This is a genomic window from uncultured Actinobacillus sp., assembly GCF_945915845.1.
Taxonomy (GTDB): Bacteria; Pseudomonadota; Gammaproteobacteria; order Enterobacterales; family Pasteurellaceae; genus Exercitatus.
This window is the reverse complement of record NZ_CAMEFX010000048.1, coordinates 1-13,740: the sequence shown is the minus strand read 5'-3', so window position 1 is coordinate 13,740 and position 13,740 is coordinate 1. Positions and strand designations below refer to the sequence as shown.

General features: G+C 36.8%; 15 protein-coding genes. 7 read left to right on the top strand and 8 right to left on the bottom strand.

Features of this window, described 5'->3' with window-relative positions:
* Positions 1 to 285 precede the first annotated feature (285 nt).
* The 5 genes from Q0O89_RS09235 to Q0O89_RS09215 form a co-directional block, all read right to left on the bottom strand.
* A complete protein-coding gene (locus Q0O89_RS09235; RefSeq protein WP_293731430.1) occupies positions 286 to 1,059 on the bottom strand; it encodes an FNR family transcription factor in 774 nt (257 codons plus the stop codon).
* A gap of 319 nt (positions 1,060 to 1,378) precedes the next feature.
* Positions 1,379 to 1,876 carry a non-heme ferritin gene (ftnA, locus tag Q0O89_RS09230; RefSeq protein ID WP_293731429.1) on the bottom strand — a complete coding sequence of 166 codons (498 nt, stop codon included), beginning with the start codon at positions 1,874 to 1,876 and terminating at the stop codon, positions 1,379 to 1,381.
* Positions 1,877 to 1,891: 15 nt separating this feature from the next.
* A complete protein-coding gene (ftnA, locus tag Q0O89_RS09225) occupies positions 1,892 to 2,377 on the bottom strand; it encodes a non-heme ferritin (RefSeq protein ID WP_293731428.1) in 486 nt (161 codons plus the stop codon).
* Positions 2,378 to 2,538: 161 nt separating this feature from the next.
* Positions 2,539 to 2,955: an EamA family transporter gene (locus Q0O89_RS09220; protein ID WP_293731427.1), complete on the bottom strand. Its 417-nt coding sequence runs from the start codon at positions 2,953 to 2,955 to the stop codon at positions 2,539 to 2,541.
* A 19-nt stretch (positions 2,956 to 2,974) separates the two neighbouring features.
* Positions 2,975 to 4,153 carry an MFS transporter gene (locus Q0O89_RS09215; RefSeq protein WP_293731426.1) on the bottom strand — a complete coding sequence of 393 codons (1,179 nt, stop codon included), beginning with the start codon at positions 4,151 to 4,153 and terminating at the stop codon, positions 2,975 to 2,977.
* Between the two features lie 154 nt (positions 4,154 to 4,307).
* On the opposite strand from Q0O89_RS09215, the gene dapD reads away from it, so the two are divergent.
* From dapD to cspD, 4 genes are all read left to right on the top strand, one after another.
* Positions 4,308 to 5,135, top strand: a complete 828-nt coding sequence (dapD, locus tag Q0O89_RS09210) for a 2,3,4,5-tetrahydropyridine-2,6-dicarboxylate N-succinyltransferase (protein ID WP_135710464.1) — start codon at positions 4,308 to 4,310, stop codon at positions 5,133 to 5,135.
* Positions 5,136 to 5,218: 83 nt separating this feature from the next.
* On the top strand, positions 5,219 to 5,503 hold the full coding sequence (locus Q0O89_RS09205; RefSeq protein WP_273315280.1) for a YcgL domain-containing protein: 285 nt from the start codon (positions 5,219 to 5,221) through the stop codon (positions 5,501 to 5,503).
* A gap of 114 nt (positions 5,504 to 5,617) precedes the next feature.
* Entirely contained in the window at positions 5,618 to 8,218 is a 2,601-nt protein-coding gene (topA, locus tag Q0O89_RS09200) for a type I DNA topoisomerase (RefSeq protein WP_293731425.1), read from the top strand.
* Between the two features lie 206 nt (positions 8,219 to 8,424).
* Positions 8,425 to 8,634 carry a cold shock domain-containing protein CspD gene (gene cspD, locus Q0O89_RS09195; protein ID WP_293731424.1) on the top strand — a complete coding sequence of 70 codons (210 nt, stop codon included), beginning with the start codon at positions 8,425 to 8,427 and terminating at the stop codon, positions 8,632 to 8,634.
* A gap of 67 nt (positions 8,635 to 8,701) precedes the next feature.
* Here the strand turns inward: cspD and matP are convergent, their stop codons facing one another.
* Positions 8,702 to 9,148 carry a macrodomain Ter protein MatP gene (matP, locus tag Q0O89_RS09190; RefSeq protein ID WP_293731423.1) on the bottom strand — a complete coding sequence of 149 codons (447 nt, stop codon included), beginning with the start codon at positions 9,146 to 9,148 and terminating at the stop codon, positions 8,702 to 8,704.
* A 154-nt stretch (positions 9,149 to 9,302) separates the two neighbouring features.
* Here matP and Q0O89_RS09185 point away from each other — a divergent pair, with 154 nt between their 5' ends.
* Positions 9,303 to 11,051 carry a Lon protease family protein gene (locus Q0O89_RS09185; RefSeq protein ID WP_293731422.1) on the top strand — a complete coding sequence of 583 codons (1,749 nt, stop codon included), beginning with the start codon at positions 9,303 to 9,305 and terminating at the stop codon, positions 11,049 to 11,051.
* A gap of 127 nt (positions 11,052 to 11,178) precedes the next feature.
* A complete protein-coding gene (gene fabA, locus Q0O89_RS09180) occupies positions 11,179 to 11,712 on the top strand; it encodes a 3-hydroxyacyl-[acyl-carrier-protein] dehydratase FabA (protein ID WP_293731421.1) in 534 nt (177 codons plus the stop codon).
* 287 nt (positions 11,713 to 11,999) lie between these two features.
* Here fabA and Q0O89_RS09175 read toward each other — a convergent pair whose 3' ends face one another.
* Both Q0O89_RS09175 and rimI read right to left on the bottom strand, forming a co-directional pair.
* A complete protein-coding gene (locus tag Q0O89_RS09175; protein WP_293731420.1) occupies positions 12,000 to 12,371 on the bottom strand; it encodes a hypothetical protein in 372 nt (123 codons plus the stop codon).
* A 164-nt stretch (positions 12,372 to 12,535) separates the two neighbouring features.
* Positions 12,536 to 12,982, bottom strand: a complete 447-nt coding sequence (gene rimI / locus Q0O89_RS09170; protein WP_293731419.1) for a ribosomal protein S18-alanine N-acetyltransferase — start codon at positions 12,980 to 12,982, stop codon at positions 12,536 to 12,538.
* 390 nt (positions 12,983 to 13,372) lie between these two features.
* Between rimI and Q0O89_RS09165 the strand changes: the two genes are divergently transcribed.
* Positions 13,373 to 13,740 (top strand): tetratricopeptide repeat protein (locus Q0O89_RS09165; protein WP_293731418.1); only part of this gene is annotated, 368 nt, incomplete at its 3' end.

The window sequence follows — 13,740 nt, the reverse complement described above, 5'->3', positions numbered from 1 at the left end:
AGCGCATATTGTTTTTCATTTTCAGGATTTAAAACAACGAGAATATTATTAAACTTCATAATGACCTCCATGCGTAAGTTTTTATTAGAATAGAGCAGAATAGGCAGCATGACAAGGATAAGTATGACAAATTGTGATATAGAACAAGTTTTTAATCTCAAAAGAGAACAAGTCAGATGACTTAGTGTGATGGGCGATTATATTTTTACAGATAACGAGGAGAAAAATACATATCTTTGTAGGGCATACAGGCAGTATACCCTACAGCTGAATATTGAGGTGACTTTAGATAAATTGGATTTTGGTTCTGTGAGAACCTGATAACTCATAGAGTTTATCTAAATCATTAATAGTAAGGTATTTACCTTGCACATTTAAAATACCCATTTTTTGGAAACGTCCGAGTAAACGGCTGATAGTTTCAACGGTTAAACCAAGATAATTACCAATATCGCCACGGGTCATAGTGAGGCGAAATTCTCTAGAAGAGAAACCTCTTGCTCCATAACGTTTTGATAGGTTATAAATAAATGCCGCTAGACGCTCTTCTGCATTCATTTTTGAGAGCAATAAAATCATTTCTTGATCGGCTTGAATTTCATTACTCATTAGACGCATCATTTGTTGGCGTAATTTAGGCATTTTGCCTGTGAGATCGTCTAAAATATCAAAAGGAATTTCGCAAACCATGGCTGTTTCAAGTGCCTGAGCAAAACTTGGATGCTTCATATTGGTAATTGCATCAAAGCCAATTAAATCGCCGGGTAAATGGAACGATGTAATTTGCTCTTCGCCTGTTTCGCTAATCGTATAAGATTTTATCGTACCTGAACGAATCGCATAGATAGAGTTAAGACTATCACCTGCTTTGAAAAGCACTTGGGATTTGTGGATAGGTTTTTTACGTTCGATGATATTATCAAGTTGATCTAATTCTTGTTCATTGAGCGTAAAAGGAATACATAATTGGCTGATACTGCAATCTTGGCAATGAATAGCGCAGCCGCCTGACTGAATTCGGCGGTTAGATTCATTTTTTGTAGTTGTTGTAGAAGTCATGAATTCCCTAATCCATTTAAAAAAACTGGATAAATGACAAATTTTGAGGTTAAAATTGATCTAGCTCAAGAAGTTTAGCATTAAATCCGATAATTAAGAAGCAATAAATAAAGGAAATACGAAAATTATGCCAGTTGAAAAATTAACAAAGACACGAGTTATTCAAATTATTGTGATGTTGCTTATTCTTATAGGTGCATTTTTGTATCGAACCTATCAATAGCTGTGAAATTTGTAGTGATATTTCGTGACGATGTCACATTTAAAAACTAATAAAAAAATGACCGCACTCAGTACGGTCATTTGTGTATTTAATCTATTAGTTTGCTGTTGCTAAACGAGCCAAATCTTTATCAATAAAGAATAATGATTTGCCATCTTCACCCACAAGATTAAATTTATCCAAGATACTACCGAATAATTTTTCTTCTTCATGTTGTTCACCCACAAACCATTGTAAGTGGTTGAAAGCAGACCAATCTTTAGCTTCTAATGTGGCTGTCACTAATTCGTTAATTTTACGTGTGATTAATTTTTCATGTTCAAACGTTAATTCAATCACTTGACGTAAAGATTGATATTCATGTGCAGGAGCTTCAATAGCTTCGATTTTCGCTTCTGCACCGGTTTCGATTAAATAAGTGAAGATTTTACGCATGTGTTGCATTTCTTCTGCTGCGTGCGCATTTAAGAATTGAGCCGCACCAACATAACCCTTGTGATCACACCATGCACTCATCTGCAAGTATAAGTTAGAAGAGTAGAACTCAAGGTTCATTTGCTCATTTAATAATTTGATAACATTAGATGGTAACATTGTTTCTCTCCTAAATTATAAGGTTGCTAAGTCTCTGTCGATAAAATATAAAGAACGACCATCTTCACCAAGAATATCGAATTTATCGATAATACCAGAGAATAGGGTTTCTTCTTCATGCTGTTCAGCCACATACCATTGTAAGAAGTTAAATGTTGAATAGTCCTTGCTTGCGTAAGTCACTTCCACGAGTTCATTAATTTTTGAAGTAATGAATTTTTCGTGTTCTAGCGTTGTTTCAAACACTTCTCTTAATGATGCATAATCTGCACGTGGTGCTTCGATTTTCCCTAAAATAGGTAAACCACCGGTTTCGCTTACGTAGTTGAATAATTTTTGCATATGTTGCATTTCTTCATCAGCATGACGGCGTAAAAATGAAGCTGCACCGGTGTAACCACGTTTTTCACACCATGCGCTCATTTGTAGGTAAATGTTTGATGAATGAAATTCTAAATTGATTTGTTCATTCAATTTGTCAGTAATTGCTTTATTTAACATGATAATGTCCTCTTTCAAAGTCAGTGCTATTGATGGATGTTATTTTAACCTTTTTTTTACATTTTTCAAGCATTATATTTTGTAAGTCTTTAATTTTATTCATAATTTTAATGGTAACCATTCTTATTTTAATCATAAAGATGCAAATAATTTTCAACAATTTACAACGCTAGAACTAACACACCAGCGATAATCAGACTTGACCCTAAAATTAACTTTGAGCTAATAGGCTCGCCTAATAGAACGACACCCAAAATAATGGCAATCACCACGCTTAATTTATCAACGGGTGCCACCCAAGAAGCCGGGGCAAGTTGTAGAGCACGATAATATAAAAGCCAAGAAAAACCTGTCGCTATACCTGATAAAATCAAGAAAGTGAAAGGTTTGGTGGCAATCTGTTGAGGTAATTGCCATTCGTGACGTGCAGTGATAATACCGGCAGTAACAAATAAGATGACAATGGTTCGAATAAACGTCGCTAAATTACTGCTCATTCCCTCTACACCTAACTTGCCCAATATAGCCGTTAATCCTGCAAAAAAAGCAGAACCAATAGCAAAAATAACCCAATTCATAATTCTCCTTAATATAAAGTTAGACAGATTTTACTTTTGTAAAACAGAGTGTAGCGATAATGAGCACGCCAATGGAAACATAAAAGACAGATCCATAATGCCAATGTTGTGCAATGATGCCGGCGACCGGGCCACTGGCAATCCAGCTGCTTTTGGCTGCATTGGAAAATAAGGTTGTTGCAGATCCCATTTGTGTAGGCATTAAATCTTGAAAATACACCATACCAATAGTCGCTACAATGCCGATAATAATAGCATTGAGCAATTGTAGACTTATTAATTGCCATGTTTTTGTGGTAAGCGGCAAGGCAATAAAAAAGAGAATTCCGGCTAAAAGTGCGGTAAAAATAAGTGTTTTTTTGCTGAAATATTGAGTCAAATAACCTGCGATAAGCATAATGGGAATTTCCATTCCTGCTGCGGTTCCCATTAAAATACCCGCTAAACGCTCAGGCAAATTCAGCTCATGAATAATATATAACGGCATATTAATTAAATACATGCCATTACTACCCATTACTAAAAAACAGGTCATAAACAAATAGAAAACGCTTTTTTTATCGGTTTGATGTGATATTTCTTTTGTGGCATTTTTAACAGAATGACGCATTGGGGTTTTAGGTAGTAGTAAAGCAGAGATTAGCGCACAGAGTAAAAATGCAGACGCGGCAATCAGATACATATAATCAAAACCCCAACTCATGGCAATACTAAAAGACAAAGGGGGACCGACAATCCAAGCAAGAGATATTTGTGTACGCATAATAGTAGTAAACATGACGGCTTCTCGTCCTGAATATTCAGCATATTCACGTGCTAAGGCAAAAGATTGGGGATTAGATGCCGCACCAATTCCCAATAAAAATGTTCCGAGAAAAGCCAGCACATAATAATTACGACTATAAGCGAAGACCAAACACCCAATCATAGCAATCATACAGCAAACAATAATAATTTTACGGCGATCATCGAGCTTATCCGAATAACGCGCTAAAATTTGACTTAATACAATCCCCAAGAGTGCATTAACGGCATAAAATAAGCCCACCATAAAAGGCGATACCTGAATTTCTTGAGATAAAAACAAACTTAATGTAGGAGTTTGAAAAGAAGAGGCAATACCTGTTAAAAAGGCAATAAGCAAAAAAGCAAAAGCAACGGTATTGGCTTTTTGTTCTGAATGTGATGGGGAAAGCATAAGGTTAATTAGTGAGAAAACGTGGTAGGATTATAACAAAAATGTAAGAATGTTAACCGCACTTTTGTCTAAGCTGAGAGAAAAATCGTGAATTTTTTTTGAAAATATGATAAAACTACGAGCGGAATTTTTTAACTTTTATATAGGAAAAGCAATGTCAAACTTACAAACAATCATTGAAGAAGCGTTTGAACGCCGTGCAGAAATTACACCTAAAACCGTTGATGCAGCAACTCGTGCGGCTATTGAAGAAGTTATTGAAGGCTTGGATAGCGGCAAATATCGCGTAGCTGAAAAAATTGATGGTGATTGGGTTACTCACCAATGGTTGAAAAAAGCGGTTTTATTATCTTTCCGTATCAATGATAACGAAATGATTGATGGTGCAGAAACCAAATATTACGACAAAGTCCCTTTAAAATTTGCAGACTATACTGCTGAACGTTTCCAACAAGAAGGTTTCCGTGTTGTTCCATCAGCAACGGTTCGTAAAGGGGCGTATATTTCTAAAAACTGTGTATTAATGCCATCTTATGTAAATATCGGCGCGCATGTGGGCGAAGGTACAATGGTGGATACTTGGGCGACAGTAGGTTCTTGTGCACAAATCGGTAAAAATGTTCACTTATCAGGTGGCGTGGGGATTGGTGGTGTGTTAGAACCATTACAAGCTAACCCGACTATTATCGGTGATAACTGTTTTATCGGTGCGCGTTCAGAAGTGGTTGAAGGCGTTATTGTTGAAGATGGTTGTGTGATTTCAATGGGCGTATTCATTGGTCAATCAACAAAAATTTATGATCGTGAAACTGGAGAAGTATTCTACGGACGTGTTCCGGCCGGTTCAGTGGTTGTATCCGGTAGCCTTCCATCAAAATGCGGTAAATATAGTTTATACTGTGCGGTGATCGTGAAAAAAGTAGATGCGAAAACCTTAGGTAAAGTGGGTATCAATGAATTACTCCGCACGATCGATGAATAATTAGATGATTTAATAAATGAAAAAAATCCTCCGACCTTTGGGGGATTTTTTTGTTATCGTTGGATAATATAAGAGAGAAAAAAATGCTTTGTGCAATTTATAAAAGTACGAGAAAAGAGGGGATGTATCTTTATGTTGAAAAACGTGATCAATTCGATAAAGTCCCTGAAGCATTGTTGACAGCCTTTGGAAAACCGGTTTTTGTGATGTTATTTAATTTGGCCGGTTCAAAACCTCTTGTACAGGCAAAAAATCAAGATGTGATCGCGAGCTTGAACAAGCAAGGTTTTTATTTACAAATGCCCAAACAAGAAGAAAATTTATTGGAACAATTTAAAAATACACGAAAATCTGAACGCACTTTATAAAGAGTAGTTTGTATGTTGTTCGTTTAATCAGGCAGGGCGAAAAAAATACTTGCTGAACCTAACGGGATTAGGCAATATAAAAAGATAATAAATTTTAGGAAATAGGTAATAATTATGAGCAAATCCTTGGTTATTGTGGAATCGCCGGCAAAAGCGAAAACCATTAATAAATATCTTGGTACTAACTATGTTGTGAAGTCAAGTGTTGGGCATATTCGAGATTTGCCAACAGCAGGGGCGACAACCGGTGAGAAAGCCAAACCTATTTCAACGAAAGGGTTGAGTGCGGATGAAAAAGCGAAAATTAAAGCCGAAAAAGAACAAACCGCTTTAGTAAAACGCATGGGGATCGATCCTTATCATGATTGGAAAGCCAATTATCAAATTTTGCCGGGTAAAGAAAAGGTGGTGTCTGAACTTAAAGCCTTGGCAAAAAAAGCAGATCATATTTATCTGGCAACCGACTTGGATAGAGAAGGAGAAGCGATTGCTTGGCATTTGCGTGAAGTCATTGGTGGTGATGAGAGTCGCTTTAGCCGCGTTGTGTTTAACGAAATTACCAAAAATGCGATTAAGCAAGCTTTCGAACAGCCTGAGCAATTAAATTTAGATCGGGTTAATGCACAACAAACCCGCCGTTTTTTAGATCGTGTAGTCGGTTTCATGGTATCGCCTTTATTGTGGAAAAAAGTCGCACGCGGCTTGTCTGCAGGGCGTGTTCAATCTGTTGCGGTTAAATTATTGGTAGAGCGAGAACACGAAATTAAAGCCTTCCAACCTGAAGAATATTGGCAAGTTGCTGTAGATACATTAACGGAAAATCAGAAACCAATCCATTTAGAGGTTACAGCTCTTAAAGGTGTGAAATTTGACCCTAAGAATGCACAACAAGCACAAAGTGCGGTGGAATTTTTATCAAAATCAGAATATGTTATTTCTGATTTAGAAACCAAACCAACAAGCTCTCGCCCTCGTCCGCCATTTATTACCTCAACGTTACAGCAGGCAGCAAGTACCCGTTTAGGTTTTAGTGTGAAAAAAACGATGATGATGGCGCAACGTTTGTATGAAGCAGGCTATATTACTTATATGCGTACCGACAGCACCAATTTAAGCCAAGATGCATTAAATATGGTTCGGGGTTATATTAATCAGCACTTTGGTCAGGATTATTTACCAGCTAAACCTAATTTTTATTCAAGTAAAGAAAATGCCCAAGAAGCCCATGAAGCTATTCGTCCTTCTGATGTGAATATTTCTATGAATGATTTAGTGGGCATGGAAAAAGATGCACTGCGTTTATATGATTTAATTTGGCGGCAGTTTGTGGCTTGTCAAATGCCTGCGGCACAATATGATAGTTCAACTTTAACGGTGATGGCTGGCGATTATGAATTAAAAGCCAAAGGACGCATTTTACGTTTCGATGGTTGGACAAAAGTGTTGCCACAAGCGTCAAAATCTCCTGAGGATCAAGAATTACCTGCCGTTGCAATTCAAAGTAAGTTGGCATTGAAAGCGGTTTTACCAACTCAACATTTTACAAAACCACCGGCACGTTATACGGAAGCCGCATTAGTAAAAGAATTAGAAAAACGTGGCATTGGTCGTCCATCAACCTATGCAGCGATTATTTCAACCATTCAAGAGCGTGGCTATGTTCGCACGGAAAACCGCCGTTTTTATGCAGAAAAAATGGGGGAAATTGTGACCGATCGCCTAAATCAATCTTTTGGCGAATTAATGAGTTATGATTTCACCGCTAACATGGAAGATACTCTGGATAAAATTGCGAATGGCACCAAAAATTGGAAAACAGAGCTTAATCAATTTTTTAAAGATTTCTCAAGCCAATTAAGCAAAGCGGAACGAGATGAACTCGAGGGAGGAATGAAGCCAAATAGTCTTGTTCCTACTGATATTGATTGTCCGACTTGTGGGCGAAAAATGGCGATTCGTACGGCAAGTACAGGGGTATTTTTAGGCTGTACAGGTTATGCATTACCGCCCAAAGAGCGTTGTAAAACGACTATAAATTTGATACCGGAAGCGGAATTATTGAATGTTTTAGACAGTGAAACAGAAACAAAAGCACTGATGGCACGTAAACGCTGCCCGAAATGTGAATCCGCGATGGACAGTTATGTTATTGATCCAACACGTAAACTACATATTTGTGGTAATAATCCAAATTGTGATGGTTATCTTATTGAACAAGGTACATTTAAAATCAAAGGCTATGATGGCCCAATTGTAGAATGTGATAAGTGTGGTGCAGATATGCATCTAAAACTTGGTCGTTTTGGTAAATATATGGCTTGTACCAACTGTGATAACACACGTAAGATTTTGAAGAATGGTGAAGTCGCCCCTCCGAAAGAAGAGCCTATCGCATTTCCTGAGCTGAAATGTGAAAAAGCTGATGCTTATTTTGTTTTACGTGATAGTGCAGTAGGGGTGTTTATGTCAGCCCATAATTTCCCTAAAGTGCGTGAAAGTCGAGCGGCTAAAGTGTCAGAATTAGCTCAATATCGTGAGCGTTTACCTGAAAAATTCCAATATTTAGCGGATGCACCAATTCAAGATCCTGAAGGTAATGAATCAATAATTCGCTTTAGCCGTAAAGAAAAACGTCAATATATCACCTCAGAGAAGAATGGAAAGCAAACCAAATGGATGCTGAATTATATTGATGGTAAGTGGGTAGAGAAGTAAACTCGCTTAAGATGAAAAGTGCGGTGATTAAAAATGAGGTTTTAATCACCGTTTTTTATTCAAAAGTCAATTTTTTTTGTGATCTCGGTAGCAAAATTTAGTTTTTCTCGTTGCGTAAAAGAGAAAAATCTCCGATGATTCTTCCTGATACAGGAGATAAGGCTGCGGTCTTATTATGTAGTTAAGTTGCCTAGAAGGAGAAATAAATGGAAGCAGGTGTTGTAAAATGGTTCAATAATGCCAAAGGATTTGGTTTTATTAATGCAGAAGGTAGTGACGAAGATATTTTTGCGCATTTCTCAGTGATCGAAATGGAAGGTTATCGCTCACTAAAAGCTGGTCAAAAAGTACATTTTGAAGCAGTTCACGGAGAAAAGGGTTCTCACGCTACCAAAATTGTTCCTGTTGTCGAATAGAAACATAAAGCGTAATCTCCCCTTGTTTAAACAGGTATCATTTTGATAGTGATTGAATAAGGGGATTTTATTTTAACAGGTCTTTTAATCCTGCTCTCATCGTGGACATTTTGCTCTCAAACAACGCTTTACTTTCGCGTTCATCAATCATATAAGAAATTGTCTCAGATAAGGTCATGTTCATTTTACGTGAATATTTTGAGAGGCGATTCCAAACCGCATATTCCAAATCAATGGATTTTTTCTTAGTATGCTGCTTTTCCGCATTAAAAAATCGTTTACGGCGCGCGCGAATAGCCTGATCCAGTTTTACAACAAGATTTTCAGCCATATTATCCTTAATCCATTTTTCAATTAGTTCAGGATGGTTACGGCTTTCGTTTAACTGTTTTACTTTTTCTTCTTGTAAACTACGCTCGGTATAGCGAGTAATATTTTCCCCTTCACGACTTTTTTTAATTAAATAGAGCCATTTCCATTGTGCTTCTTGATTTTCTAACTTTTGATATTTCATCGCTATTTATCTTCTGTGACGTGGTAACTGGAATTAATATACGCTTTTTGAATAAAAATTTCTACTGAAAATATGAAATTATGCGATAATTAAACCATCTTTATTGAAGTCTTAACAGATTTTCAAACTTTACTTTAAAAATGAGAACCTCCGCGTGAATTTAATTGAACAAGCATTAAACTGGCAACATTTAATCCCAACCTTAGAAATTGAAAAAGTGGGTGACGACAACGTCACTTTTTTTGATTTACAACCACGTGCAAGTTCGGCAATAACCCAATTTTTGCATCATTCTCACCGCCCTTTATTGGTATTGAAAGCAGATGAACAAAGAGAATATGTTTCACTTTTAGAAGACTTTATTGCTAATCAGCAGCCTGCCATGCCAATGATTAAAGGCGTGCAATATCATGTGGAACAAGCGGATAGTTTTTCTTTTGCCCATGTCACAGCGACTTGTGCACAATCTCAGCATGACAATTTTGCGGCTAAAAAAAGCGTTGGCAGTGCATTATATTTTGATCATGCGAAGTTATTTGGTTCGATACAAATTCATCCAACATCAAAAGATATTCAGTTAAACGCAGGTTTAGTGCATGAAGTCAATGGTGGCGTATTAATTTTATCCGTTGCTCGTTTATTGGAACAATTTGAATTATGGCCTCGTTTAAAACATATTTTATTAACCCAAACATTTGATTGGTATTCAGCCCATCCTTTTAAACCATTGCCTTGCGATATTCCAAGCTATCCGTTGGAACTCAAAGTCGTGCTATTAGGTTCGCGCTCGGATTTAGCGACTTTCAATGAATTGGAACCTGAACTTTTTCAATGGGCGGATTATTCAGAAATTGAAAGTTATTTTTCAGTGGAAAGCCCAGAAGCGCAACAAAAATGGGCAAACTATGTTCAAGTTGTCGGCAACAAAAAATTAGAGGTATCTGCACTCAATAAACTGTATCAATTATTAGTACGTGAAAGTGAAGATCGTAGCTTGATTAATATTTCGCCATTAACGCTCAAAAACTGGTTTTCTCACCCTGAATTACAGCATAAAACGACCATAAGTGCGGAGGATTTTGAGCGCATTTTTAATCAACGCCAATATCAACAAAGTTTCTTACGTGAACAAGCTTATGGGGATATTTTGCATGAACAAATTTATGTTCCAACAGATGGCGAGGAAATCGGGCAAATTAATGGTTTATCAGTCATTGATTATGCAGGTACGCCATTATCTTTTGGCGAACCATCACGCATTAGTTGTATTGTTCAATTTGGGGAAGGGGAAATTATTGATGTAGAACGTAAAAGTGAATTAGCAGGCAATATTCATGGCAAAGGCATGATGATTGCGGAAAGTTGTTTGGCAAGTTTGCTGAATTTACCTTCTCAATTACCTTTTTCAGCCTCTCTTGTTTTTGAGCAATCTTATAGTGAAATTGACGGAGATAGTGCCTCGTTAGCTGCATTTTGTGTATTAACCAGTGCGCTGGCGGATTTGCCGATTCCACAATCTATTGCGATCACCGGGGCGATTGATCAATTTGGTTTAGTACATTCTGTAGGCGGTGTAAATGACAAAATTGAAGGCTTTTTTACGATTTGCGAACGCCGTGGGCTAACAGGACAACAAGGGGTAATTATTCCAACAGCAGTAATTCATCAATTAAGTTTGAGTGAAACGGTGGTCAGTGCGGTTAAAAATCAACAGTTTTTTATTTGGGCAGTGGAAGATGTTTTTCAGGCTTGTGAAATCTTATTCCAACGAGATTTGTTAGAGGATGAAAAAGAGTATAGTGATGATAATTTACCGCTTTCACGCTTAATTCAACAACGTATAGAACTACGTGCAGAACCACCTCGATTTCAGTTTTTACGAGGGTTATTTTCTAAAAAGTAAAGTTGGTTCGACCACTTTCAGCTAACAAGTGTTAGCTGTTTTTATTTTTCTGTAACTTTGTTAGAATGCGAATAAATCGACATTTTCAAGGCATATTTAATCTGCCAAAAAAGATAGGAAAGTAAAAATGACAAACACTTGTACACCGAATAAAAAAAGTTCATATACATATGAAGATCTACTTGCATCAGGTCGTGGTGAGCTTTTTGGCCCAAAAGGTCCGCAACTTCCGGCACCAACCATGTTAATGATGGATCGTGTCATTGAAATGAATGAAACGGGTGGTCACTTTGGCAAAGGCTACGTTGAAGCAGAATTGGATATCAAACCTGATTTATTTTTCTTTGGTTGTCATTTTATCGGTGATCCTGTTATGCCTGGCTGTTTAGGCTTAGATGCCATGTGGCAGCTTGTAGGCTTTTACCTCGGTTGGATTGGTGGGGAAGGCAAAGGGCGAGCATTAGGCGTAGGCGAAGTTAAGTTTACAGGTCAAGTGTTGCCAACCGCTAAAAAAGTGACTTACCGCATTCACTTAAAACGTGTGATTAATCGTAAATTAATTATGGGTGTAGCAGACGGTGAAGTAGAAGTAGATGGTCGTGTCATTTATACTGCCACCGACTTAAAAGTAGGGCTATTCCAAGATACTTCAACATTTTAACGCATTAAAAACGATATTATGTAGGAGTTGTACAAGCATTTAATGTTTCGTAGGGGCGGGGATAAACCCCGCCCCTACATAAATTTCCTAAAATTAACTTTTGTGCAAGTGCTACATAATACCGATTAAAAAAACTAAAATAGACAAAAGAAAAAGTGCGGTTAACTATAACCGTATTAAACTGAAATTCCTCGTGGTTAACTAAGCTTACCAACCGTCATTTTAGTTTTGCACATATTGTTAGTATGATTACTTTGTTTACCCCTGCCATATATATTTATCCTTAATTAAGTATTGTGAAAATCATCGTTATAAGTATCATTTGAATAATTAAATGAATTGTCAGTTGGATTATTCAAATCTATTCCATGAGGATTACCGCAGACATCAACACCGCCTGACATCGGTAAGCCTGTTGCCGGATTAATTTCGGTAAATGAATTGTTAGTTGAATTATTCAAATCTATTCCATAAGGATTACCGCAGACATCAACACCGCCTGACACCAGTAAGCCTGTTGCCGGATTAATTTCGGTATCAGAGTCAAATACACCTAAATGACCTTTCTTTTTGAGAAATTCCTGATATTCATTTTCAGTCATCACTCTAAAACCCACTTTATCTTTTAGATTTTTGAAAAATAAACTTAGTTCTTTCATCATTTCACCCTTAATCTTTTTCATCAAATCGTTTGTTATTTGATTTTTCCCGGTTATCAGCAAATTTTTCTGCATCATTTGCCATTACTTTATTTTGTCCTGCCTGCACATCATAACCATGTTTTATCACTCCATTTCTTTCACTATATAGTATCGTTTTTTTATTATAAATAAGCCGCCATTATCACAGCATTTTCACGTTTCCCGTCAGGCGTAGGATAGTAATTTTTACGAATATCTACTTCATTAAAATGTAATTTTTCATAAAGTTTAATAGCTTTTTTATTGCTTTCTCGAACTTCTAGCCATAGGGTGAATACGCCTTTTGTACGTAATTGCAATATCAACTCGTTAAGTAAGGCAAAACCCAATTTTTTCCCTTGAAAATCCGGATGGATGGCAATGTTAAATATAGTTGCTTCATCAAGTACAGTTTGGCAAATAACAAAGCCTACAAGACGATTTTCCCATTCTATTTTTAAATTCAAATAGCGTTCGCCCATATTATTTTTCAATGTGCCCATTGACCAAGGCACTAAATGGGCGGCCTGTTCAATCGTAAATAAGGAATCGAAATCTTGTTCTAGGATGGTTGAAATTTTATGGTTCATTTTCTTTTCAAAGTGCGGTGAATTTGAGAGAAATTTTATCATCATTTCCTTATTTTGTGACCTAGTTAACAGAAATGCAGATTCGATTTTGCTAAATTTAGTAACATTCGTTACGAACTTAATGTAAATAGCCGAAGCCAATGCAGTCGCCGGCTTAATGAACCTAGCACTGCTCGTGCTAGGTTATTTATCAAAAATGAACTTTGTCAGTAATCTAGGGAGAATGTTGCTCCCCTTTGTTTTATTAAACGGTAAACAGCTCCAAATTGCTCATAAATTCAACACCCATTACAAAATCCAATAAAAAACCACTGATTACATCTTGATTGCATTTTGTTTTTTTTTTGTATAATTTCACTATCTTAAAACTATCGTCAAAAGGAAAACAAAATGACACTTCGTAAAACCCTACTTTCTACCTTATTACTCTCTTTTACCCTTATTGGAAATGTTTATGCTGAAACAGCAGAAGAGAAATTTAACAGAGCATATCAATATATCGAACAAGAAAATTATCAAGTGGCTTTTCCTATGTTTAAGGAATTGGCTGAACAAGGGGATGCAGGAGCTCAATATAATTTAGGCTTAATGTACGACAATGGGTATGGTGTTAACCAAGATTATCATCAAGCAGTCAAATGGTATCAAAAAGCGGCTGAGCAAGGGGTGCTACAGGCTCAATTTAATTTAGGTTTTATGTACGAAAAAGGAGACGGTGTTCGCCAAGATTACCATCAAGCAGTCAAATGGTATCAAAA

Bases quoted from the DNA above. Each gene is read 5' to 3' on its own strand.
- Q0O89_RS09215 (WP_293731426.1), bottom strand. From the start codon at position 4,153: ATGCTTTCCCCATCACATTCAGAACAAAAAGCCAATACCGTTGCTTTT.
- ftnA (WP_293731428.1), bottom strand. From the start codon at position 2,377: ATGTTAAATAAAGCAATTACTGACAAATTGAATGAACAAATCAATTTA.
- ftnA (WP_293731429.1), bottom strand. From the start codon at position 1,876: ATGTTACCATCTAATGTTATCAAATTATTAAATGAGCAAATGAACCTT.
- topA (WP_293731425.1), top strand. From the start codon at position 5,618: ATGAGCAAATCCTTGGTTATTGTGGAATCGCCGGCAAAAGCGAAAACC.
- cspD (WP_293731424.1), top strand. From the start codon at position 8,425: ATGGAAGCAGGTGTTGTAAAATGGTTCAATAATGCCAAAGGATTTGGT.
- matP (WP_293731423.1), bottom strand. From the start codon at position 9,148: ATGAAATATCAAAAGTTAGAAAATCAAGAAGCACAATGGAAATGGCTC.
- Q0O89_RS09175 (WP_293731420.1), bottom strand. From the start codon at position 12,371: ATGAAAGAACTAAGTTTATTTTTCAAAAATCTAAAAGATAAAGTGGGT.
- fabA (WP_293731421.1), top strand. From the start codon at position 11,179: ATGACAAACACTTGTACACCGAATAAAAAAAGTTCATATACATATGAA.
- rimI (WP_293731419.1), bottom strand. From the start codon at position 12,982: ATGAACCATAAAATTTCAACCATCCTAGAACAAGATTTCGATTCCTTA.
- Q0O89_RS09235 (WP_293731430.1), bottom strand. From the start codon at position 1,059: ATGACTTCTACAACAACTACAAAAAATGAATCTAACCGCCGAATTCAG.
- Q0O89_RS09220 (WP_293731427.1), bottom strand. From the start codon at position 2,955: ATGAATTGGGTTATTTTTGCTATTGGTTCTGCTTTTTTTGCAGGATTA.
- Q0O89_RS09205 (WP_273315280.1), top strand. From the start codon at position 5,219: ATGCTTTGTGCAATTTATAAAAGTACGAGAAAAGAGGGGATGTATCTT.
- dapD (WP_135710464.1), top strand. From the start codon at position 4,308: ATGTCAAACTTACAAACAATCATTGAAGAAGCGTTTGAACGCCGTGCA.